The sequence below is a fragment of the Rhodococcus sp. P4_F3_2 genome, assembly GCF_056401335.1.
In genome coordinates, this window is record NZ_JBFUJN010000004.1 from 201190 (window position 1) to 224774 (window position 23585).

At 63.0% G+C, this 23585-nt stretch carries 20 protein-coding genes; 10 read left to right on the forward strand and 10 right to left on the reverse strand.

The annotated features are described in order from the left end of the window. Positions 1-162: 162 nt before the first annotated feature. Positions 163-864 carry a PadR family transcriptional regulator gene (locus tag AC1DWA_RS06150; protein WP_019749414.1) on the forward strand — a complete coding sequence of 234 codons (702 nt, stop codon included), beginning with the start codon at positions 163-165 and terminating at the stop codon, positions 862-864. Position 865: 1 nt separating this feature from the next. On the opposite strand, the gene AC1DWA_RS06155 is transcribed toward AC1DWA_RS06150, so the two are convergent. From AC1DWA_RS06155 to AC1DWA_RS06175, 5 genes are all read right to left on the reverse strand, one after another. After that, the gene (locus AC1DWA_RS06155; RefSeq protein WP_020968790.1) at positions 866-1648 is read right to left on the reverse strand and encodes an IclR family transcriptional regulator; all 783 of its coding nucleotides are present in this window, start codon (positions 1646-1648) and stop codon (positions 866-868) included. A gap of 210 nt (positions 1649-1858) precedes the next feature. Further along, positions 1859-2770, reverse strand: a complete 912-nt coding sequence (bphC, locus tag AC1DWA_RS06160) for a biphenyl-2,3-diol 1,2-dioxygenase (RefSeq protein WP_029254739.1) — start codon at positions 2768-2770, stop codon at positions 1859-1861. A gap of 39 nt (positions 2771-2809) precedes the next feature. Continuing rightward, positions 2810-3991 carry an acyl-CoA dehydrogenase family protein gene (locus AC1DWA_RS06165; protein WP_477916521.1) on the reverse strand — a complete coding sequence of 394 codons (1182 nt, stop codon included), beginning with the start codon at positions 3989-3991 and terminating at the stop codon, positions 2810-2812. 51 nt (positions 3992-4042) lie between these two features. Continuing rightward, positions 4043-5239, reverse strand: a complete 1197-nt coding sequence (locus AC1DWA_RS06170) for a 3-ketosteroid-9-alpha-monooxygenase, oxygenase component (protein ID WP_020906621.1) — start codon at positions 5237-5239, stop codon at positions 4043-4045. A gap of 126 nt (positions 5240-5365) precedes the next feature. After that, the gene (locus AC1DWA_RS06175) at positions 5366-5911 is read right to left on the reverse strand and encodes a hypothetical protein (RefSeq protein WP_477845762.1); all 546 of its coding nucleotides are present in this window, start codon (positions 5909-5911) and stop codon (positions 5366-5368) included. Between the two features lie 222 nt (positions 5912-6133). Between AC1DWA_RS06175 and AC1DWA_RS06180 the strand changes: the two genes are divergently transcribed. Next, a complete protein-coding gene (locus tag AC1DWA_RS06180; RefSeq protein ID WP_080910223.1) occupies positions 6134-7708 on the forward strand; it encodes an AMP-binding protein in 1575 nt (524 codons plus the stop codon). Between the two features lie 24 nt (positions 7709-7732). Here AC1DWA_RS06180 and AC1DWA_RS06185 read toward each other — a convergent pair whose 3' ends face one another. Both AC1DWA_RS06185 and AC1DWA_RS06190 read right to left on the reverse strand, forming a co-directional pair. Next, entirely contained in the window at positions 7733-8416 is a 684-nt protein-coding gene (locus tag AC1DWA_RS06185; protein WP_020906624.1) for a response regulator, read from the reverse strand. Next, entirely contained in the window at positions 8413-10065 is a 1653-nt protein-coding gene (locus AC1DWA_RS06190) for a sensor histidine kinase (RefSeq protein WP_230091105.1), read from the reverse strand. Before AC1DWA_RS06190 ends, AC1DWA_RS06185 begins: the two co-directional genes overlap by 4 nt. A gap of 168 nt (positions 10066-10233) precedes the next feature. Between AC1DWA_RS06190 and AC1DWA_RS06195 the strand changes: the two genes are divergently transcribed. Together AC1DWA_RS06195 and AC1DWA_RS06200 are read left to right on the forward strand one after the other, a co-directional pair. Further along, the gene (locus tag AC1DWA_RS06195; RefSeq protein ID WP_477845763.1) at positions 10234-11241 is read left to right on the forward strand and encodes a Bug family tripartite tricarboxylate transporter substrate binding protein; all 1008 of its coding nucleotides are present in this window, start codon (positions 10234-10236) and stop codon (positions 11239-11241) included. Positions 11242-11334: 93 nt separating this feature from the next. Next, positions 11335-12720 (forward strand): CitMHS family transporter, encoded by a 1386-nt coding sequence (locus AC1DWA_RS06200; protein WP_477845764.1) that lies wholly within the window; start codon positions 11335-11337, stop codon positions 12718-12720. 6 nt (positions 12721-12726) lie between these two features. Here AC1DWA_RS06200 and AC1DWA_RS06205 read toward each other — a convergent pair whose 3' ends face one another. Then, positions 12727-13914 carry a nitric oxide synthase oxygenase gene (locus tag AC1DWA_RS06205; protein ID WP_020906627.1) on the reverse strand — a complete coding sequence of 396 codons (1188 nt, stop codon included), beginning with the start codon at positions 13912-13914 and terminating at the stop codon, positions 12727-12729. 235 nt (positions 13915-14149) lie between these two features. Between AC1DWA_RS06205 and AC1DWA_RS06210 the strand changes: the two genes are divergently transcribed. Then, positions 14150-15310 carry a globin domain-containing protein gene (locus AC1DWA_RS06210; RefSeq protein ID WP_029254742.1) on the forward strand — a complete coding sequence of 387 codons (1161 nt, stop codon included), beginning with the start codon at positions 14150-14152 and terminating at the stop codon, positions 15308-15310. A 3-nt stretch (positions 15311-15313) separates the two neighbouring features. Here AC1DWA_RS06210 and AC1DWA_RS06215 read toward each other — a convergent pair whose 3' ends face one another. Beyond that, complete coding sequence (locus AC1DWA_RS06215) at positions 15314-16060, reverse strand: FAD-binding oxidoreductase (protein WP_003944435.1); 747 nt, start codon at positions 16058-16060, stop codon at positions 15314-15316. Between the two features lie 16 nt (positions 16061-16076). Beyond that, positions 16077-17273 carry an FAD-binding oxidoreductase gene (locus AC1DWA_RS06220; protein ID WP_477845765.1) on the reverse strand — a complete coding sequence of 399 codons (1197 nt, stop codon included), beginning with the start codon at positions 17271-17273 and terminating at the stop codon, positions 16077-16079. Positions 17274-17455: 182 nt separating this feature from the next. Between AC1DWA_RS06220 and clpB the strand changes: the two genes are divergently transcribed. The 5 genes from clpB to pyrE all read left to right on the forward strand — a co-directional run bounded on the left by clpB (position 17456) and on the right by pyrE (position 23567). Then, a complete protein-coding gene (clpB, locus tag AC1DWA_RS06225; RefSeq protein ID WP_477916523.1) occupies positions 17456-20008 on the forward strand; it encodes an ATP-dependent chaperone ClpB in 2553 nt (850 codons plus the stop codon). A gap of 158 nt (positions 20009-20166) precedes the next feature. Further along, positions 20167-21138 carry a hypothetical protein gene (locus AC1DWA_RS06230; RefSeq protein ID WP_477845766.1) on the forward strand — a complete coding sequence of 324 codons (972 nt, stop codon included), beginning with the start codon at positions 20167-20169 and terminating at the stop codon, positions 21136-21138. A gap of 86 nt (positions 21139-21224) precedes the next feature. After that, positions 21225-22112: a hypothetical protein gene (locus AC1DWA_RS06235; RefSeq protein WP_030535971.1), complete on the forward strand. Its 888-nt coding sequence runs from the start codon at positions 21225-21227 to the stop codon at positions 22110-22112. 46 nt (positions 22113-22158) lie between these two features. After that, complete coding sequence (locus AC1DWA_RS06240; RefSeq protein WP_477845767.1) at positions 22159-22959, forward strand: SDR family NAD(P)-dependent oxidoreductase; 801 nt, start codon at positions 22159-22161, stop codon at positions 22957-22959. A gap of 74 nt (positions 22960-23033) precedes the next feature. Beyond that, positions 23034-23567 (forward strand): orotate phosphoribosyltransferase, encoded by a 534-nt coding sequence (gene pyrE, locus AC1DWA_RS06245; RefSeq protein WP_019749433.1) that lies wholly within the window; start codon positions 23034-23036, stop codon positions 23565-23567. Positions 23568-23585 lie beyond the last annotated feature (18 nt).

Below are 23585 nucleotides of genomic sequence, written 5' to 3' on the forward strand. Positions count from 1 at the left end.
AATCCAGCGGCAGTCCCACTCAATGGCAGCAATGGCTTCTCGCCACGGGTTCGGACCGACCGAGTGTCAGGTGGAGGGGTCTCGGGCAAATTTGATCCCGCTCAGCGGTCCGTTCGGATTCTACGAAACCAGCAAATCACCAGTGATTGTTAGACTTCGGGCATGTCCGAACCTGATGACGTGTCCCGAGGACTTCCCGCTACCAGCTGGGCAGTGCTCGGGATGCTGACGTTCGGGGAGGAACTGACCGGAAACGATTTGAAGAAGTGGGCCGACTGGAGTGTCGGCTTCTTCTACTGGAGCCCGTCCATCAGCCAGGTCTACGCAGAGCTGAAGAAGCTCGAAAGCATCGGATTCGTGGAGTCCCGGGTCGTTTCCGAGCCCGGGGTGCGGGGCAAGCGCCTCTACTCGATCACCCAATCAGGAACCGACGCCGTCCGGACGTGGTCACGGGAGGCGCCGGTGGAAGTCCCGGTGCTCAAGCACGGCGTCATGTTGCGTCTGTGGATGGGACACCTCAACGAACCCGAGCGACTGAAGGCACTGGTCGAAGCCCATATCGCCAACGTCGAAGAGCAGATTCGACGCGCGAAACTCCACGCAGATCATGCCGAGAACGAGCCGGCCTGGTCGTTCCCGGTCATGACGTTGCGATGGTCGGAACGGTACTTCCGAGCCGAGATCGAACTTGCTCGCGAACTACTCGAAGACATCGATCGTGCGTCCGCCGAGTTCGCGAACGTCGCCGAGCACGACCGACTGGGATCGCCGTTGCCCTCGACGCCTGGCAGATGGAAGAACGTCGAGGAGTACGTGTTGGCGCTCGAGCAAGCCGGTCTCACCGGCAACGGCTCGAATATCTGAGTCAGGCCCCGGCTGCGGTCGGCATGTTGCGCAGCAGGTGACGACGCTGCAACGTCGGAGTGACGCTCAGCGATCCGCCGTCGATGCCACGCCAAATGGCAGCGGCCGCCATCCGAACCGGCGCTGCGCTGACGTGGTCGAGTCGGAGAGCCTTCGACGGCGCGCAGATGGATACCGCGGCAACAGCGCGGCCGATGGGGCCGATCGGTGCCGCAAGACAGCTGAATCCCGGTAGGCCGTTTCCGGTTTCGAATGCCACCCCTGATTCGCGAATCCTGGCGAGGTGGGGCAGTGCGTAGCCCGAGGACTTCGGCGAACCGAATGCAAGCAGTGCCTGACCGATCGCAGTGGTCTCGGCCCGGCGTCGACCACCGACACGCGTCGGCACCGCGGCAGCGAGGCGTCCGCCGATCTTCTCCATGTAGACCACATCGGGCCCGTCGAGGATGCCGAGGTGAACCACGAAGCCGGTAACGCGGTAGAGCTCGTGGAGGAGCGGCATGGCTGCAGCGTGGAGGCGGTCTTGATGAACCGCGAGCGATCCCAGTTCGACGAGGCGCATACCGAGTTCGTAGTCGCGGCCGTCGCGGCGCAGCCAACGCATCGAGACGAGACGTTCGAGCATGCGGTGGGCAGACGAGCGCGGCAAGCCCGTGCTCCGAACGACCTGAGCGAGCGTCAACCTGCCGGGACCGTCGAAGGCGTCGAGAACCAGCGAGACGCGATCGAGAATTGCTGTCGGGGCCGAATCGGCGCCTAAAGCATCCACAGCCTGCAGTGTCATCGTGTACCTCACTTCTCTTAGAGCTCCACAACCAGTGAACTGGCTATTTCAATTAGAAATAGTGTCATAGAGTTGTGGATTTGTGAAGTGGATCACCGGTCTGTTTTCGGGCGCGTCACGGTGGAAACGACGACGGGGCTTGCGCGAATGCTCGCGCAAGCCCCTTCGTCTGTTTGCTACCGGCGGGTACTACATCGTCACCGGCAGGTACTACATAGCTGCCAGCGGTTCGCTTCCGGACCAGTCGTGGCCCCAGTAGCTGTCAGCGGTGATCTCCTCGGAGGAGTACGAGTCCTGATCCACCTTCGCGCCCTCGGTGCCGAACTCGATGTCCCAGCCGCCGGGTGCGCGGACGTAGAAGGAGATCATCTTGTCGTTGGTGTGGCGACCCAGGGTCGACGACACGGAGAATCCGTCCTTCATCACTCGGTCGAGAGCCTGGCCGACGGCGTCGAGGGTGTCGACCTCGACCATGATGTGAATCAGGCCGGGTGCGCCGCCGTGCGGTGCCGGGCACAGGGCCAAGCTGTGGTGACGCTCGTTGACGCCCATGAAACGGATTCGCAGCGGCCCGAATTCGGGCGGGGCCGGCAGGCGGAAGGCGCCGCGCGGGTAGAAGCCGAGCACCTCGGTGTAGAAGTCGAAGCTCGCAGCACTGTCCATCACCGGGAGCACGACGTGGCCGAGACCCTGTGCGCCGGTGACGAATCGAGCGCCGAAGGGCGTCACCACGGGGCTGTGGTCGAGGATCGCGCCGTGGAAGACCTCGATGGCTGCTCCACCGGGATCGGTGAAGGCGATGACCTCTTCGACCCGTCGAGCATCCGCTTCGGCGAGCGAAAGCTGCTCCACCTCGGTGCCGTTCTTTTCGAGGGCCTCCTGAACGCGGCGCAGTGCGGCGTGATCGGCGACCTCCCAACCGATGTTGACGATCTCGTCGCGCTCACCCTCGACGACGACGATGCGAGCAGCACGCTCGTCGAGTCGTAGGTAGAGAGCGTTCTCGTCCGGCCCACTGCCCTTGGCGAATCCGAGAACATCGAAAGCGAAAGTGCGCCAACGTGCCATGTCGTTGGTCGAGATCTTGACGTAGCCAAGTCCCTTGATGTCAGTGTGTGTCATCGTGTTCTGTTCCTGTCGATTTCTTGTGTCGAAGTCTGATCAGATCATCGCCCGCAGCGGACCCTGCGGATCTGCGCCGAGACGGCTCAGCGAGGCGGCGTGGAATACAGTGCCCGGCACGTGAATTGCGTGGTGCTGTCCCGCGTGGGCGTCGCGCCAGAATCGCTGAAGCGGCTTGTCCATCCGCAGTGCGTTGCCGCCGCAGCGCGGGTAGACCTGATCGATCGCGTTGATTGCGCGCCACGCTGCCTGCACCTGAGTCTGACGTCCCTCGGCGCGCTGCTCGAAGGTGACTTCCTTGCCGGCATCCACTCGATCCCACATGCGGTCGACGTTGGCCAGCAGAGTGTCGCGGGCCGCCCGGATGTCGGCAGTTGCCTGACCGATGGCGAACAAGGTGTACGGGTCGTCCTTGACTGCCGTGCCCTGTGCGTTGATGCGATCGGCCTGGTACTCGTTGGCGTGGAAGAGCATTCCCTCGCAGATGCCGATGGTGGCGGCGGTGATACCGAGGGGGAACATGTTCGACCACGGCATCAGGTACAGCGTCTCGGTGCGCCCGTACTTGCGCACCGCCGTTCCGTCGATGACCTCGTCGCAGTCCATGACGCGGTAATCGGGGACGTACGCATCCTTGACCACGAGGTCCTTGGAGCCGGTGCCGCGAAGTCCCATGACATCCCACGAGTCTTCGATGATCTCGTAGTCGGTGCGCGGAATGATCACATGGAGCATGCGCGGCGGCATCTCCATGTTGCCGTCCTTGTCGCACGCCATCGCGCCGAGGAAAGCCCAGTCGCAATGGTCGGTGCCGGAAGAGAACTGCCAGCGGCCGGAGAACTTGTAGCCGCCGTCGGTGGGGATACACATTCCGCCGGGCATGTACGGCGATGCCATCCAGGTGTCGGGATCCGATCCCCAGATCTCCTGCTGCACCTTGGGATCGGCGAACGCGAGCTGCCACGGGTGAACTCCGACGATCCCGTGTACCCAGCCGGCCGAGGGATTGAGCGAAGCCATGCGCATCACGGTCTCGGCGAACTCGCRAGGATGCGCCTCCATTCCGCCGTGTTCCTTGGGTTGGAGCATGCGGATGGAACCGATTGCCTTCATCTTCTTGGCGGTGTCGTCGGCCACCCGGCCGATCCGCTCGGCCTCGATGCCTTCGGCGAAGATGTCGTCGGCCATCGCGTTGATCTGTTCGAGCACTTCGTACGTCATGTTGTTCCTTGCGTTCAGTCAGGTTGTCTCAGCAGTGTTTTCGACTGCGAATCAGGAGGTTGTCTCGAGCGCCTGGGCGTCACGTGCGGCAACGTTTTCGGCGACTTCCCGCTTCCAGCTCTCCACTGCACGGGTAGTGTCGATCTCGAATTCGAAGCGCTTCGTCATGTCTTCCGTGACGTTCTCGACATCGGTGTAGAACTGGTTGTACCAGCGCCGCAACTGGTAAACCGGGCCGTCCTCCTCCGAGAGCAGCGGGTTGTCGATCGGGGCCTTGTTCTTCCAGATCTCCACGTCCTGAAGGAATCCCATCTCGACGCCCTCGGTGAACTGCGCGGCCATCGCGGCAGTGGACTCGTCGTCCATACCGGGAAGCTTCTTGACCATCGCGCCGTACTGCAACACGAAGGCATTGTTCGAGATGGGGTAGTGGCAGTTGATCAATACAGTTTCGATGATCTGCCCGTTGGCTTCGCTCTTGATCCAGTCGATCATGTACGACGGACCGAAATACGAAGCATCCGAACGAAGAACAGCGTTGGGATCGCCGTAGTTGGTGCCGCTGATGATGTCCTCGCGTCCCACCGATTCCATGTACTGGCTCGCTACGTGACCTTCGAAGATGTTCTTGAAGTACTTGGGGAACGAGTAGTGAACGTAGAAGAAGTGGGCCATGTCCACGACGTTGTCCACGATCTCGCGGCAATGAGAGCCTTCGATGGTGAGCGTGTTCCAGCTCCAGTCGCTCCACTCATCGCTTCCGAAGCCCTCGATGTCGGGAATTGTGACCTCGGCGGGCGGGGGATTTCCCTGGGGATCGTGCCAGACGAACAGCTGACCGTTCTTCTCGAGTGTGGTCCACGCCCGCGTCTTGGCCAGCGGCGGAACGCGTCGTGCGTAGGGGATCGCCGTACATTTTCCGTTACCGCCCCAACGCCAGTCGTGGAACGGGCAGGCGATCGAATCGCCCTTGACGGTTCCGTGAGCGAGGTTGCCACCCATGTGGCGGCAGTAGGCGTCGAGAATCTTGATGTCGCCCTTGCTGTCGGCGAAGACGACAAGGCTGGTGCCGAATGCCTCGATCTGGTGGGGCTGACCGTCGCGATAGGTATTGCTCAGTCCGAGGCAGTGCCATCCACGCGCGAACCGCGCCGGGGGCGCTGCCGCTTCGATTTCTCGAATTTCCTCGCCGGCGCCCGACTGCGTCGAGGCGTCCGTAGTGGTGAGTGGGCCGGTTCCGAGTGCCATGTCTTCCTCCGAGCCGCGTCTTGCGACGCTCCAGTGATGTGATCCGTCTCATACAACGACGAAGCGTCCTCTGGAGATACGGCAGTTCCCGCTGGATGGAACACCCGCTCGGTGACCTGCAGAGATTCAGCTCGCGAGTGTCGCCACATCGTCGATCGCGTAAGTCGCCCAGGCCCGAGCGGTGACGACCCCGGTGGGATCGGTGGCGACCAGAGCTACGTCGGCGACGCTCTCGTGGTCCTTCTCGTACGTAGCGAGCACCGTCACGGAGCAGTTCAGATCTGCTCCCGCGGAAGTTGCGGTGCAACGTCCGCGGAACCGTCGTAGCGACGCCGAGCCGTAACGACGAGCGGCGAAATCGGCAAGGGCAGCAACGGAATCGGTTCCGGTGCCCGCTGTCGGGGCTTCCCGGACGAAGACCTCGGCAACCAGATGCCCGGTCTGGTCGTGGTATTCGGTGATCCGCTCGAGAGTCGAGCCCAGCGGCCTCACGGATCCGGTGAGCAGCGCGCCCGGATCAGGGCGCCCGAAGAACACGACGTCCTGTTCGACGACGGACCCGTCGGGTGCCGAGCGCACGGTGCCGTACAGCGAGTCGAAATCCGAGAGGAGCGTGGTGGACATACGGGGAGCAGATGCCGTGAAGTGGGCGGTACCGAGGTTGGTAGTCATGACACTCTCCGTTGGACGCGACCGAGACGCTGTCGTCTCGGTGGGTACATCGACGCTAACCACCGCTCTCGCGGGTGACGACGGGCTTCCCGCTGATCGGGAGCATTCTCGGATTCGTTCGAAGAGGTGGAACCTGTTCCAGTTTTGTGCAATTCTGGATATCGTATCCGTGACCGGGAGCACATCTCGATGACTGCACGCGCCGAGCAGAAGGAAGACCAGATGACAGACGAGTTCGCTGACCTGCACCGACCGGTATACGGTCCGGACCTGCTCATCACCGCTCTGGAACGCAATCACGACAAGCCTGCGCTGTACCTCGGAGACGTGATCCTCACCGGAGGGCAGATGCGCGATCAGATCAGCTGCTTCGCCCAGGCTCTCGCGTCGCTGGGAATCACTCAGGGCACCAGCACCGCGATGCTGTCGAAGAACCGCCCCGAGGTGCTGATCAGCATGGGCGCGACCATGATCACCGGCTGCCGGGCGAGTGCCCTGAACCCGATGGGATCGCTCGACGACCACAAGTACATCGTCGACGACGCCGAGATCGAGACCCTCATCTTCGATCCCAATGCCTTCGAAGAGCGTGCCGCCGAGTTGAAGGCGTCGTCGCCTTCGCTGACCAACGTGCTCTCGATGGGCCCGTCCGAAGTGGGGATCGACATCCTTGCTCTGGCCGCGACATTCGAGCCTGCGCCGCTGAAGGCAGCGCACGTCGATGCCGAAGACGCCAGCAGCATGGTCTACACCGGTGGAACGACCGGTAAGCCCAAAGGTGTTGTGGGATCGTTCCGTTCGGGTGCAGCGCTCAATCAGATCCAGATGTCGGAGTGGCAGTGGCCCGAGGACAACCGCTTTCTCATCTGCACGCCACTCTCACATGCAGGCGCGGCGTTCTTCATCCCGACTTTGCTGCGCGGGGGCGCTCTGATCGTCCTGCCCGCCTTCGAACCGGGGGCCGTGCTCGAGGCGATCGAGAAGCACAAGATCACGGCAACCATGTTGGTGCCCACCATGATCTACATGCTCATGGACCACCCCGATCTGCCCAAGCGTGACGTATCGAGTTTGCAGACGCTGTTCTACGGAGCGTCCGCGATGTCCCCGGCCAGATTGCAAGAGGGCATCAAGAAGTTCGGGCAGATCTTCTTCCAGTTCTACGGTCAGACCGAGTGCGGCATGACAATCTCGGTGCTGCGCAAGGAAGAACACGTCGCCGACGATCCGGCCCGCCTCGCTACCTGTGGGCGGCCCGTGCCATGGCTCGACGTCCGGTTGCTCGACGACGACCTCAACGAGGTGCCGCAGGGAGAGCTCGGTGAGATCTGCGTGCGCGGCCCGCTGATCATGAAGGGCTACTGGAAGAAGCCGGCCGAAACCGCCGAGGCGTTCCGCGGGGGTTGGCTGCACACCGGCGACATCGCACGTAAGGACAAGGACGGGTTCATGTCCATCGTCGATCGCAAGAAGGACATGATCGTGACCGGTGGTTTCAACGTGTTCCCGCGCGAGATCGAAGACGTGATCTCGGCGCACCCGTCCGTCGCATCGGTGGCGGTAGTCGGTGTACCGGACGACAAGTGGGGCGAAGCCGTCAAGGCCTGCGTGGTGCTTCGTGCCGGACTGACCGTGGACACCGAGGAACTGGTCGACAAGGTGAAGGCAGCCAAGGGTTCGGTTCACGCTCCCAAGAGCATCGACTTCGTGGATTCACTCCCGTTGACACCGCTGGGCAAGCTGGACAAGAAGGCACTGCGCGCGCGGTACTGGGAGACCAGCGCCCGCGCAGTCTAGGAACCAGCGTCGTGTAGCGAAGGGTCAGCGTTTCCAGACGTAACGACGCTCCGGGCGGCCCACCACTCCGTATTTCAGCGAGGTGGTGGACCGCCCGGACTCGTAGAGGTACTCGAGGTAGCGCCTCGCGCTCGCGCGCGAGATACCGACTCTCTCGGAAATGTCTGTTGCCGAGGCGGGTTCGGTGTCGTCTCGCAGAGCTGTCTCGACCAACAGAAGAGTCTCGGGACTGAGTCCCTTGGGCAAACCTTTGTGGGACGACGCCCCGGGCGCGCCACCTGCCACACCGAAGGCCTCGTCCACTGCTGTCTGTTCTGCTTCGCCGGAGCTGTCGAGATTCGCGTATGTCGATCGGTAACGCTCGAGACGCTCACGGAGAACCTCGAACGTGAATGGCTTCATCAGGTAATGCACGACGCCGCTGCGCAGCGCCTTCTTGACCGAGCCGGCCTCGCGCTCACTCGTGATGACAAGAACATCCAGCTCCGGTGCCAGCTCGCGAAACGGGGCGATCAGATCGAGTCCGGTGGTGCCCGGCAGGTGGACGTCGAGAAGCACCAGGTCGGGTTGGAACTCACCGACTGCGGCCAGCGCGGCCTCGGCCGAATGGGCGACGCCACACACTTCGAAACCGTCTATCCGCGAGACGAATCCGCTGTGCACCTTCGCCACCATGAAGTCGTCGTCGACCACCAGTACCCGGATCATGCGCCCTCTCCGTCGTGTAGGACTGCGGTGAAGACAGTCCATTCGATGCCCTCTGTCGAACGACTGCTCACGGTGACGTCGCCACCGCGTCGACGACACGTCAGGCGTACCAGTGCCAAGCCGAAACCGTGTCCGTCGCTCGATTGTCCCTTGGTGCTCCAGCCCTGGCCGAAAACCCTGTCGCGATTCTCCGGCGCGATACCGGGGCCGGCGTCCTCGACCCGTACTTCGACGGCGGTGCCACGGCCCCGAATCGACAATCGAACCTTGCGGCGCGACGCTTCCGGCATCTCACCGACAGCGTCGACGGCATTGTCGACGAGGTTTCCGACCACCGTCACGAGGTCTCGGCCGAGTCGGCGATCAACCGAGTCCAGGTGCGTGTCCGAGGTCAGTTCCACGGTGACCAATCCCTGTGCAGCGGCACCTATCTTGGCGATCACGAGTGCGGCAGTGCCGACGTCGGCGATCTTGTCGGTCACGGCCGCACTGACCTGTGCGCGCTCCATGGTCAGGCCCTCGACGTAGCCGACCACCTCGTCGTACTCGCCGAGCTGGATGAGGCCGGAAATGGTGTGCAACTGATTGTCGAACTCGTGGATGTGGGCGCGTAGCGCGTCCGTGCTGGTTTTGGTCACGTCGAGTTCTTCTTCCACGGAGCGCAATTCGGTGCGGTCGCGGAAGGTGGTGACCGACCCGATGGTGCGGCCTTTCGATTCGATCAAGACGGTGTTGAGGACGAGTAGTCGATCTCCGACAAGAACCAACTGATCGGATTCGGTTGTGCCGGAGGTCAGTACACTCTGGAGTCGGTCGTCGAGACCGAGGTCCCGCACAGATCTACCGGCACTCCCGCGTGGGATGTCGAGGAGTTGGTGGGCACTGTCGCTCATCAGCACCACCTTTCCCTGCGCGTCGAATGCGATGACACCTTCCTTGAGGCCACGCAGCATCGCCTCACGTTGGCGAACCAGGTCCAGGATCTCGCGGGCCTCCATGCCGAGGGTCTGCCGTTTGACCCTGCGGGCCAACAGGATCGAACCGACGCCCCCGAGAAGCGAGGCCACCGCGAGGTATACCAGGAGGTTCGGTGCAGATTGCAGCAGTCGCGTCCAGATCGAGGGGTACTCGATGCCGACGATCGCGGTTCCGGTGATCCCTCCTTCACTGCCGAGAATCGGAACGTGCGCTTCCACTGCCTTGCCGGAGGACGTGTCGACCAAACCCGTCCATGACCGATCCTGTGTCTGACGTGCGTCGACGCCGACATCGCCGGGACGCGTCGAAATGACGACACTGCCGTCGGCGTCGGCAAGCGAGACGTAGGTGACGCCCGAGATGGCGCGTACCGAGTCGACCGAACCTTGTAGTCCGGAGCGGAGACGAGTCTGTGCCTGGGGGAGTAGTTCACGTACCGCTGGATTGGCTGCTAGTGATTCCGCTGCCGAGAGTGCGCGACGTCCCTCCTCGCGTTGGAAACTCGCAGACGACTGAGCGAGGGAGAGGGCGGTGACACACACGAGAACTGCGACGACGATCAGAAGTTGCAGTTCGAGAAGTTGGGTCGCCAGAGTGTGCCGGCGCCGAAACAGGCGCTCACGCAGAGGCGACTTGCGCTCTCGCTCGGCCTGCTCGTTTCCTGAGGACACCAGCCAGACCCTAGCCTTCAGTTCGATGCCGGGAAAGCGGCTGTTCGTGAGCACAATGAGCACAAATCAATTTGCTTTCCCAATGGTGACCTCAGTCACAAAGTGCGTCAGTATGAAACCTGTTCACACAGCGGTACCAGCAGACAGCCAGCAGACAAGGACAAGGCCATGAGGACATCGAAGCGACTGAGCAGGCATATCGCCCTGCTCGGTGCTTGCGCGATGGCTCTCGTGCTCTCGACCGGATGCACTCCGGTCGAGTCCTTCTTCGCCGGTGGTCGAGCGGGTGAGAGTTCCGAAGAACTGCGTGTACTGGTGCCCTCGGTGGCCGGTGGTGGTTACGACCTGACCGCCCGGACCATGGTGCAGGCACTGGCCGACGAAGGGACCGTCGACGCCGACGTCGTTGTTCTGCCCGGATCGGGTGGCATCGTCGGACTCAACCGGTTGGCTCTCGAACGCGGAAATCCCGATCTACTCATGGTCATGGGACTCGGCGTTCTCGGTTCGCTCGAGATACTGCCGTCCGAACACACCCTTTCCGACGTGACACCGATCGCGAGACTGGTCGAAGAACCGGAAGCTGTACTGGTCCCAGCAGATTCGCCTTACAAAACTCTGGCAGATCTGACGCAGGCCTGGGTGGCGGATCCGTCGTCGATCTCGATCGGTGGTGGTTCGAGTGAAGGCGGACCGGACGGGCTGTTCCGCCTTCTGTTCGCACGGGCGGTCGGCGTCGATCCGTCGCTGTCCCCTTACCGAATCTACGACGGCGGCGGAGAGCTGCTTCCGGCGCTGCTGACCAGGCAGGTCGACGTCGCCGCCACCGGTATCGGGGAGTACCTGGATCAGATTGCGGCAGGCACGGTTCGGGTCCTTGCGGTCAGTTCGCCGGAGCGCACTCCGGCGGTGGATGCACCGACCATGGCGGAGTCGGGCGTCGACGTCACGTTCACCAACTGGCGGGGTCTCATGGCGCCCCCCGGATTGAGTGACGACCAGCGTCAGCATTTACAGAATTTAGTGCGGGATCTTGCGGCAAGTCCACGGTGGAACGAGCTGTCCGACCGAAATGGTTGGAACAGCGCAGTTCTCACCGAACCCGAGTTCTCTGTCTTCCTCGCCGAACAATCCCGGTTCGTCGACGCGACACTCGATCCGCCCGGAACCAACTGAGCACAACCGAAGTTTCGTTTCACCTCCACGAAGGTCACCGGCTCGATTTGCCGTGCCGTTTTTCTCGGCAACTCAGCACAAAAGGAGTTCATCATGCTCGTCACACTCGGCTTCCTCATGGTTGCGGTGTTCATGTTCCTGATCCTCACCAAACACGCGACCCCGGTGGTGGGACTGACCCTGGTGCCGGTGGCCTTCGGACTACTCGCCGGAGCGGGCCTCGGCATCGGCGACATGATCACCGACGGCATCAAGTCGCTCGCACCCACCGCGGCGCTGTTGTTCTTCGCGATCATCTTCTTCGGAATCATGATCGACGTCGGCCTCTTCGATCCGCTGGTCAAACTCATCTTGCGGATGGTGCGAGACGATCCGATGCGGCTCGTGGTCGGCACCGCGGTGCTCGCGATGGTGGTTTCGCTGGACGGAGACGGTTCGACGACCTTCATCATCGTGACCTCCGCGCTGCTGCCGCTCTACCTCAAACTCGGTGTCAGTCCCGTCGTACTGACGGTGATCGCCGGCTTGTCCAACGCGACGATGAACATCATTCCGTGGGGTGGCCCGACCGTGCGGGCGGCTAGCGCGCTGGGACTCTCGCCCTCCGACGTGTTCGTCCCGATGGTGCCGTCGTTGATCGTCGGCCTGATCATGGTGCTCGGATTCGCGATTCACCTCGGGATCATGGAGCGTCGCAGGATCGGGACTTTGGTCCTGACTTCTGAGCGCATCCTCGAAAAGGTCGGAAACGGTGGAAGTTCCAGCACCGGTAGCGCCGGCACCGGCGGCTCGAACGACTCCGAAGACGACGGCGGCGACACCGGACGATTCATCGACGGCCTCGACCCCAAGCGGGACACCTTGCGACCGAAGCTGCTCTGGTTCAACGCCGCGCTGACGACGATCCTTCTCGTCGTGCTCGTGATGGACATCCTGCCCATCCCGGTGCTGTTCATGATTGCGTCGTCGATCGCTCTCGCGGTCAACTTCCCGGCGGTCAAGGATCAGGGCGAAGCAATCGCACGCCATTCGTCGAGCATCGTCTCCGTTGTCGCGATGGTGCTGGCAGCAGCGGTGCTGACCGGCGTTTTCCAGGGAACCGGCATGGTCGAGGCGATGGCAGAGTGGCTGCTCCAGGTCATTCCCGACGCGATGGGCCCGCATCTGGCCGTCATCACGGGCGTCCTGAGCATTCCGCTCACGTTTTTCATGACCAACGACGCGTTCTACTTCGGTGTGCTGCCGGTGCTGTCCGAGACGGCAGCCCAGTACGGCATCGAGCCGGTGGAGATGGCGCGCGCTTCGATCACCGGGCAGGCCGTGCACATGCAGAGTCCGCTGGTCCCGGCGATCCTGCTGCTGGTCACGCTCGCCGGTGTGTCCCTGGCGGATCACCACAAGAAGGTCCTGTGGCGAGCAGGCCTGATCTCGATCACGATGCTCGTGGTCGGTGTCGGATTGGGGCAGATCCCCTTCTGAGTGCGATCAGTTGTGGAAGGGGCACCGGCCTTGGTCGGTGCCCTTCTTCTTTTTTGTCACGAAGTTGGGCCGGATGTCGAGATCGGGCTCGTCGTACAGGCGGTGGAACGTCGGCGTGAGCGAGCTGGACATGGGCGGGTTCACCCATGACCAGTCGGTCGGGCACTTGCGCCCGGCCTTGTCCTCACGCGCGATGTGATCGATGAATTGCTTTGCGACAGTGTGATGGTCGACCATGATGACGCCGGCCTTGCGGTAGCTGTGGATAACTGCGCGGTTCAGTTCGACCAGTGCACGGTCCTTCCAGAGCGTGCGGTCGTGGCTCATGTCGAGCTCCATCATCGCCCCGATGGTCGGCAACATGTTGTAGCGATCGGTGTCGCTGAAGTTGCGTGCACCGACCTCGGTGCTGACGTACCAACCGCTGAACGGTGTGCAGGGATAAACGATTCCGCCGATGTCGAGGTTCATGTCCGAGACCGCGGGAACGGCATGCCATTTAAGCCCCAGATCAGCGAACCAGCTGTATTCGGGATGCTCGATCTCGACCTCGAGAACGAGGTCGGTCGGGACGTCGAAGTACTGCAGGGGTTCGTCGGGAACCGAAATCAGCACGGGGAGAACGTCGAACGCCGTACCGGCGCCCTTCCATCCCATCGCGGTGACCTGAGCGGTGAGATCGACGTGCCACGGGTCGCCCAGGATGGTGCCGTCCGGTTGCCGGTAGCCGGCGTAGCGGATCAGTTGCGGGCTGAGGATGCGGTACTCCTGGCCGTCCTCGCGGGGAAGCGGCCCGACCGTCACGACGGACTGCAGAGCGCCGCCGTTGGTCGACAGTCGCAGGTGCTCCCAGCACGCTTCTGCGAGAGCGGAAGCCGTGACGGCATCGCGCGCGTCGATGAGTTTGAGGGTCCGCCAATGCGCGCGACCGACGCACCTGGCGTGGTTTCGCCAGGCGAGTTTGGCGCCGACGAGCAATTCCTCCGCTGTGTGCGTGTAGGTACCGGTCCGGTGGAGCTCACGCAAGGCCTCGCGCCGCCGAGACGTCGGGAGGTGGCCCAGTTCCGGAGAGTCGAAAAATTCGACGCACTCGAGTTCCCGACGTTGAAGCTCGGTCAGCGTCGGGGTGGTGGAGGCGATCTGGGACGTAAGCCCGCTATCGGTGGGCAATTCGTCCTGTCGAACAAAATCCACGGCACGACTCCTGTTTGGCTGGTTGAGATTTCGCTGAACGTTAGCTCGGCGATTGAGAGTGTCGAAGCTCTTGTTTATCTTGCACGCAAGAATAAGAAAGGGACGGTCACACCGCGAAATGGGGTCGCATTGTGACACTTGTCCAGAATGATTTACGAGTCAGACATTTGTGACATAAGCTGCAGACGAAATTCCGCGGCGGGTCTTGCCGCGTCTAGTCGGGACGAGGATGAGCGTGGATTCGCAAGCAATCTCTCTGGTCCGGTCGAGCTTCAAATCCGTCGCTGCGGTAGAAGATGGTCCGGAACGGCTCGCCCGTACCTTCTATTCGATCCTGTTCGCTCGATCGCCCGAAACCCGGGAGTTCTTTCCGGCAGCGATGGATGTGCAGCGGGACCGGCTTGTCGGCGCTATCGCTCACGTCGTCGAACGCCTCGACGAGTCCGACGCGATACTCGAGTACCTCGCGCAGCTCGGCCGCGATCACCGCAAGTACGGCGTCACCGACGAGCATTACACGGCAGTCGGCAATGCCCTGATCGAAGCACTCGAGACTTTCGGTGGCGCCGAAATGTGGACAGACGAGGTCGACAGCGCATGGCGCAACGCGCTCGCGATCATCTCGGCAGCGATGATGGACGCCGCCAACGCGGAGGACGGCCCGCCCGCCTGGAGTGCCACCGTCATCGAATGCCGCCCGGTCATCAAGGGCGTCGCCGTCGTCAGGCTGCAACTCGACCAGACTATGCAATACCGCGCCGGTCAGTACGTCAGCGTGCAGGTCGCCGCGAGGCCGCGGATGTGGCGCTACCTCTCACCGGCCACGCCGTACGACGGGACTGGAGTCCTCGAGTTCCACGTTCGTCAGGTCACCGGCGGGTGGGTCAGCCCGGTCATGGTGAACCAAACCGCTGTCGGTGACACCTGGGTGGTCGGTTCGCCCATCGGCGCCCTGGGGATTCCGGAGAACTCCAAGGACCTTTTGATGATCGCGTCGGGAACAGGTGTCGCGCCTCTTCGCGCTCAGATCCTCGAACTGATCCGACGCGGCAACACTCGCAAGGTCCAACTGTTCTACTCCGGACAGCATCCGTGCGATCTCTACGACCTTCCTCATCTGTGGAAGCTGGCCGAGAAGCACCCGTGGCTCACGATCATCCCGGTCTCGGAAGAAGACGAGAATCCGTGGTGGCACACCGAGCCGGAACCGCTGCCGCCGATCGGCATGGCAAGGCGCATCGTCGGCAAGGTCGGAAAGGTCGTGACCTCGTTCGGGGACTGGGCGGGCTACGACATCCAGGTCGTCGGCAGCGAATCCATGGTCAACAGCACCAAATTCAGGCTTCGCGCGGTGGGCATCGACGTCGACACCGTTCGCAATGATCCGACGTACTGACCGTCAGTACGGATCGAACTGAATGACCTCGGCCGGCGTTCCGGCCTCGATCAATCGATCACGCGTCGATCGAACCATGGCCGCTGATCCGCACACCAAGACCTGATGYTCGGTGAACGCACCGTACGACGCGACGACGTCGGCGAGCGTGCCTTCGATGAGATGGTCGTCGCCGAATCCGATGTCGACGTTCAAACGGTCGAACCACCCGTCGGGCGGGCCGCCGTCGGAGAGATCTTCGACGACGGGAATGGGCTGCAACCACGGAAACTGGTCGGCGAGCAGCCACAACATGTCCGCTGCGTAAAGATCGCGAAGCGTTCGGCCACCGAAGAAGAGGTACACCTGCGGCGGGTTCGGGGTCTGAGCCAGATCGAGAATGATCGACCGGAGTGGGGCCAAGCCGGTTCCGCCCGCGACCATGATGACGGTGGGGCCGTTCTCGTCGACGGACAGGTTGCCGCGCGGGTCGAGGATCTGCCAGACGTCACCAGGCTGGGTGTCCTTGACTATCGAACCGCTGACCCAACCGCCGGGAACCGTCTTGACGTGAAACTCCAACTTCCCGTCGTGTGAGGGAGGCAGTGCGGGGGAGAGTCGACGGAGCAACCGCGAATTCTGCGGGACGCTGACATCGACGTACTGGCCGGGGCGGAAGGGGACGACATCGCCGACCAAGCGGACAACCGCCAGATCCTCACGGAGACGGTGATGTTCGACGACTGTGCTCGACCAGGTTCGCTGGGCCATGAAAGTTCTCCTGTAGTCAGTAGAGCGGGTCGTGCCGGATCTGGTCGAGCGGAGTTCCGCCGGTACGCAAGGCGTAGACGGTGGTCTTGATCATCGACGGTGACCCCGAGATCTGCACCTGACGGTCGGCCCACGAGCCGAACTGCGAGACCACTTTTCCGATCGGTCCGATCAGTCGGCTGTGCATTCCGAAGGGTGGCTCCAGCACCGGTCCGTTGTGCCACCAAGGGTTTTCGGGTTCTTCGGAAACCGGTACGACGGTCAACCACGGATTACTGAGCGAGATGTGCCAGAGCGTTTCGAGGTCGTAGAGGTCGCACGGATACCGGCCGCCGACGAACAGGTGCACGCGCGGATTGTGCGCGCGTTGGGACATTTCCATCACCTGTGCCCGCAGTGGGGCGATGCCGGTGCCGGATCCGATCATGAGAACGTCACGGTCGCTGGTGAAGTCGACCTCGAGACCGCCGAGGGGAGTGGACATGACCCAGCGGTCACCGACGTTGGTCTCGCTGACGATCGCGGGGCTGACCCATCCTCCCGACACCTTGCGGATGTGGAACTCGAGCTGACCGAAAGGGTTGGTCGGAATCGCCGGTGAGTAGTACCGCCACATTTTCGGACGCTGCGGAATCTGAACGCCGACGTACTGTCCCGCCCCGTACGGAATGGGTGGGTCGGCTTCGAGGCGCACTATCGCCAGATCGTCGAGGACTCGTTCGTGGCTGACCACGGTTGCGCCCCAGAGCGCCGGGGTCGTATCGGATTCGGCGCCGTCGGCCATCGTGCTCACGACGAGGTCGGTGAACTGAGACCAGGCGTCCTCCAGTTCCGGCGTCCACTTGTAGCGACTGTGCGCGCTGGTTCCGTACATCGACCGAACTGCGCGCTCGAGTGCAACACCGGCAGCCTCGTAGTGCTCACGCTCGACGCCGTAGCGGCGATGATCGCGGCCGAGTTGGGTGAGGAACTTCCGGATCCGACGATGCTGGGGAAGGTTCTTGACGACGAACTCGATCGCTCTGAAGAAACGGTGCCCCTGCGATTCCATCCCGGCCGGGAACAATGAGCGGTACAGAGGATGTTCCGCAAAGAGGCCGGTGTAGAACACTGCCGAGAAGTGCGCACGGCTCTCTTCGTCGTCGGTCAGAGAATCGAGGCTGGATTGCAGACGGGCGATCACTGTCGGATCCAATCCATCCCCCTTTCGCACCAGCTGCAACTCTCGCCACAATTCTAGTACGGCTGAAAATGTGACCTACGAAACCAACTCGGCCTGGCGAAAACAAACTTGAGCGGAATAGACTCAAGTTTGTCCGCGTTGAGCATATTGACACAGTCGCAATACCAACCGGTCGCGGCTCTTCCCGTTCGACTTCGCCAGAAAGGTGACAAGTGGACTCGTTCACACCAACAACCAAGACCCAGGCTGCGATGACGGCTGCACTGCAGTCGGCGTCGTCGGCGGGTAATCCCGATATCCGGCCTGCCCATCTGCTGGTCGCATTGCTCGRCCAGACCGACGGCATCGCTGCCCCACTACTCAAAGCTGTAGGCGTCGACCCCACGGTCGTACACCGTGAAGCACAGGCAATCGTCGATCGCCTGCCCAAGACAACCGGCGCAAGCTCCACCCCGCAACTCGGGCGTGAGGCACTCGCGGCACTCACTGCTGCTCAGCACCTCGCCACCGAGATGGACGACGAGTACGTCTCCACCGAGCACGTCCTCTACGGACTGGCCGGCGGCGACTCCGACGTCGCGCAGTTGCTCGTACGTCATGGCGCTACCCAGGACGCATTGCGTGAAGCCTTCACCACCGTCCGCGGCAGCGCTCGCGTCACCAGCCCGGAGCCCGAAGGCACCTACCAAGCGCTGGAAAAGTACTCCACCGACCTCACCGAAGCTGCACGTAGCGGCAAGCTCGACCCGGTGATCGGTCGCGACACCGAGATTCGCCGTGTCGTGCAGGTGCTCTCGCGTCGTACCAAGAACAACCCGGTACTCATCGGTGAGCCCGGCGTCGGCAAGACCGCGATCGTGGAGGGCCTTGCCCAACGCATCGTCGCGGGTGACGTCCCGGAATCGCTTCGAGGCAAGACCGTCGTGTCCCTGGACCTCGGGTCCATGGTCGCCGGTGCCAAGTTCCGCGGTGAATTCGAGGAACGCCTCAAGGCAGTTCTCGACGACATCAAGAACAGTGCCGGACAGGTCATCACCTTCATCGACGAGTTGCACACCATCGTCGGCGCCGGCGCCACCGGTGAATCCGCGATGGACGCAGGCAACATGATCAAGCCGATGCTCGCCCGCGGTGAGCTGCGGCTGGTCGGTGCCACCACGCTCGAGGAGTACCGCAAGTACATCGAGAAGGACGCAGCACTCGAGCGTCGTTTCCAGCAGGTGCTCGTCGGTGAGCCCTCGGTCGAGGACACCATCGGCATCCTGCGCGGTCTCAAGGAGCGCTACGAGGTGCACCACGGCGTACGCATCACCGACTCCGCGTTGGTGGCTGCTGCCGCGCTGTCGGACCGGTACATCACCTCGCGGTTCCTGCCGGACAAGGCCATCGACCTCGTGGACGAAGCAGCATCGCGACTTCGTATGGAGATCGACTCGCGACCCGTCGAGATCGACGAGGTGGAACGCACTGTTCGCCGACTCGAAATCGAAGAAGTGGCACTCGAGAAGGAAACCGACGACGCGTCCAAGGCTCGGCTCGAGAAGCTGCGTCAGGAACTCGCCGACGATCGCGAAAAGCTCAATCAGCTCAGCACCCGCTGGCAGAACGAAAAGCAGGCCATCGACTCGGTGCGCGTGCTGAAGGAACAGCTCGAAACCCTGCGAGGAGAGTCCGAACGCGCTGAGCGTGACGGCGATCTGGGCAAGGCAGCCGAGTTGCGCTACGGCCGCATCCCGGCGCTGGAGAAGGAACTGGAAGAGGCAGCAGTCGCTTCCGGAGCCGCCTCCGACGGTGACGTGATGCTCAAGGAAGAGGTCGGGCCGGACGACGTCGCAGACGTGGTCGCAGCCTGGACCGGCATTCCGGCGGGCCGGATGATGGAAGGCGAGACCGAGAAACTGCTCCGCATGGAGTCCGAACTCGGCAAGCGCGTCGTCGGCCAGACCGACGCCGTCGTCGCCGTCTCGGATGCGGTTCGCCGCGCCCGAGCAGGTGTCGCCGACCCCAATCGGCCCACCGGTTCCTTCCTGTTCCTCGGCCCGACCGGCGTCGGTAAGACGGAGCTCGCCAAAGCCTTGGCGGACTTCCTCTTCGACGACGAGCGCGCGATGATCCGTATCGACATGAGCGAATACGGTGAGAAGCACTCGGTGGCCCGACTCGTCGGTGCCCCTCCGGGCTACGTCGGCTACGAAGCCGGCGGCCAGCTCACCGAAGCAGTTCGGAGACGCCCGTACTCGGTGGTCCTCTTCGACGAGGTCGAGAAGGCACACCCGGACGTGTTCGACGTCCTGCTCGCCGTGCTCGACGAAGGCCGACTCACCGACGGTCAAGGCCGCACGGTGGACTTCCGCAACACCATCCTGATCCTGACCTCCAACCTAGGATCCGGTGGCACGCGGGAGCAGGTCATGGACGCGGTACGCCACGCGTTCAAACCGGAGTTCATCAACCGTCTCGACGACGTGGTCGTCTTCGACTCGCTCTCCGAAGAGCAGTTGGAGCACATCGTGGACATCCAGCTCGAGCAGCTGCAGAAGCGTCTGGCTGCGCGTCGTCTCACCCTCGAGGTGAACGGTGCGGCCCGGATGTGGCTCGCGGTGCGCGGCTACGACCCGCTGTACGGCGCTCGGCCATTGCGTCGACTCGTTCAGCAGTCGATCGGCGACCAGCTCGCCAAGCTGCTCCTGGCCGGCAAGGTCCAGGACGGCGACACCGTGCACGTCGGTGTCAGCGAGGACGCGGATCAGTTGGTTCTGTCCTGATTCGGTAAGTGGAATGCCCCGTCGATCCAAGTGGATCGGCGGGGCATTCGCATTTTGTTCTACCCTGGATGGCTGGATGCTCGAACTGGGGATGTCTGCACCCGCGCCTCTCCGAACGACTTCGACGCTCTTTCGTCCCAACCGAAGGTGAGCCAGGCATGACCGATCAGAACGATCCGCGTAACTCGGGTGGGCCGCGCCGTGAGGATCCCGAGGCCACCGAGGTGTGGGGGCGTACGCCCGACCAGCCGACAGAGCAGTACGGGACGGTGTCCGGCCAGAATCCGAACCAGCCGACGGAGTACTTCGGTCAGCAGCCGGGGGCGGGGCAGTTTCCGGGGGCGCAGCAGTATCCCTACGGTGGCCCGGATCAGAACACGGAGTACTTGGGGCAGCAGGGACAGCAGCCGAATCCCACGCAGGCCTTCCCCGCCTACAACCCGCAGTTCGATCCGCAGGCCCCGCCGCCGGGTGCGACGCAGGCCTATCCGCCGTACACGGCCCAGCAGTACGGGAACCCGGATCAGTACGGGAATACACAGCAGTACGGAAATACACAGCAATATCCGGTTGCCGGTGGTGGCGGGGGAGTTCCGCCGGAACAGCCGTTCATCGACGACGGGTCGTCGGGCGGCGGCAAGAAGCGCAAGCTCGCGACGTGGGTGGCTGCCGGTGTGGTCGGGATCCTGGTCGCCGTGATCGCGATCGTCGCGTTCTCGGCGTTCGGTTCGAACGACAAGGGAACCCAGACCGCTTTCGTTCCGCCGACCACTACGACGCAGGCGCCGACCACCACACCGCCGAAGGCGAGCACCACGGCACCGACTCCGACGACGGATTCCCCGCTCAGCCAGCTCCCGGGCGGGCTCGGCGAAGTCATCGGCGACGCCGGGGGAGCCGTCGGCACCGTCAAGTCGAACGACGGCGGCACGTTGGTCATCGATTCGATCGGTGGATCGCAGGTGACGGTTCTGACCACAGCCGACACCACCCTCATCGCGCTCAACCGCGCCACGATCGCCGATCTGCAACCAGGAGACAACATCGTCGTCGACGGAACTCCGGTGGAGAACGGCACGATGACCGCCAACACGATTCTGAGTACGTCGTTGCCGAAGTTCGGCAACTGAGTCGTTCACGACACATCAGGCGAGTCCACCAGGGTGTCGCGGGAGGTTGAGGCCGCGAGTCGCTACCCTGGAGGGTGATGACTGGAATGTGGTTCGGACTGGCAGCAATTGCACTCGCAGGCGCGGGTGCGCTCCTGTACGTCGACAGGACGAGGCGAGATCAATCCGGGCGAGTGCGTCAGATCTGGGCCAAGGCACAGGGATACACGTACACGGCCACTGACGATCAGCTGGCGGGCGAATGGCATCGCGCGGTCATGGCGAAGCAGGACTACCTGACTGCCACCGACGTCGTCCGAGGCCGTCGTCGCGGAGAGCAGTTCGTGCTGTTCGACCTGGAAGAGACCGCAACCATCGTCGCCGTTCGCCGCGAGATCGGGTCGGACGTCGACATCGATCTTCGGTTGAAATCGACGGCTCCGCCCAAGGACGGCGACCTGAACCTGCTGGGTGCGATCGGTTCACGAGTCGTCTTCGCGACCGATCTCGAGATCGCACGTCGTGTCTGTGATCAGCGCATGGTGGCGTTCACCGAATCGGTTCCGCCGTCGATCAGCATGCTGTGGAGCGAAGGCCAGTGGACTCTCGGCTCGCTCCCCGTAACCAGCAACGGTCGGGATTGGGACGCTGCAATCGAGTCGGTTGCGCGCCTGTCCGGCATTCTGCATGTCCTGCCTCCCGTCACCGATCCCAACGAACTCGAGGTCGATCACGATCCGAGCCGCCCGCGGCCGGGCGCCGAGAAGTCTCGCCCAACTCCGGATCCGGTAGAACAGCCCCGTTCGCGTCAAGAGCAGCCGCCCCGTGAAGCTCCGCCGCGTGAATTTGCCCCGCGTGAGTCCGCACCGCGTGAGCCTGCACCGCGGGAATCTGCGCCACGTCAGGACCAATCGCTGCGCAAGCCCGAGGCGGCTGACAAGCCGGCTCAGCGTCCGGCGTCCCAGCGCTCGGGCACAATTCGCCCGGTCGACTGACCTTTAAGGTTCCCGTCCCGCCGCGATAACCACTAGCGTGGCCGGTATGTCGACTTCCCACTCGGATCGCCCTGTGCGTCCCGTTGCCCTGGTGACCGGACCTACCTCTGGTCTCGGCGCCGGTTTTGCCAAGAAATACGCCTCCCTCGGATACGACCTGGTTCTCGTCGCACGTGACGAGGTCAGATTGCACGACCTCGCGTCCGAGTTGAAGACGACGTTCGGCACCGAGTCGGAGATTCTGGTTGCCGATCTCGCATCGGAGGCTGGACGCGACACCGTCGCGCTTCGTCTGGAGAAGGGCGTCGAGGTGTTGGTGAACAACGCCGGATTCGGTACCTCCGGCGAGTTCTGGACTGCAGATCCGACGCTTCTTCAATCTCAACTCGACGTCAACGTCACCGCCGTGATGCGGCTGACCCGCGCGGCGCTGCCCAGCATGATCGCGTCGGCGCACGGAACGATTGTCAATGTGGCGAGCGTCGCGGGCCTGCTGTCCGGGCGGGGTTCGACGTATTCGGCAAGCAAGGCCTATGTCATTTCGTTCACCGAAGGGCTTTCCGGCGGGTTGGCCGGGACGGGAGTGCGCGTTCAGGCGCTGTGCCCGGGCTTCATCCGCACCGAGTTCCACGAGCGTGCGGGCATCGAGATGTCCACGATCCCCAAGCCGATGTGGTTGAGCGTCGACCAGGTGGTTGCGGCGTCGATGAAGGATCTCGGTGACGACAAGGTCATCAGCATTCCGGGAATTCAGTACAAGGTCCTCACGACGGCTGGGCGTCTGGTTCCCAAGGGGCTGGTTCGCCGGTTGACCAACATCGTTGGACGAGGCCGCGGGCGCACGTAGCCCAGAGGCAGTAGCCGAACGTAGCCCAGAGGCAGAAGCCGAGCATAAGCCGGTGGTCGGTAGGCTGAGCACTCATGAGCGATCGTGAGGATTTGGCTGCGCTGGTGCGCGAATTGGCTGTTGTACACGGAAAGGTGACGCTGTCTTCGGGCAAGGAAGCCGACTACTACGTCGACCTTCGCCGCGCGACACTTCACCACAAGGCGGCGCCGCTGATCGGCTCGCTGCTGCGTGAACTGGTCGCGGACTGGGATTTCGACGCCGTCGGAGGTTTGACGATGGGCGCCGATCCGGTTGCGATGGCGGTGATGCACGCTCCCGGACGCCCGATCGACGCGTTTGTCGTTCGCAAGGCTGCGAAGGCTCATGGGATGCAGCGTCAGATCGAGGGCCCGGACATCGTGGGCAAGCGTGTCCTGGTTGTCGAGGACACGACCACGACGGGCAATTCTCCGTTGACAGCAGTGAAGGCTCTGCGCGAGGCAGGGGCCACAGTGGTCGGAGTCGCTACCGTCGTCGATCGCGCGACGGGTGCGGACGCGATTATCGGCGCCGAGGGCGTCGAGTACCGATCGCTGCTGGGCCTGGAAGATCTGAACCTGAGCTGACACCCTGTGAGTGGTTAA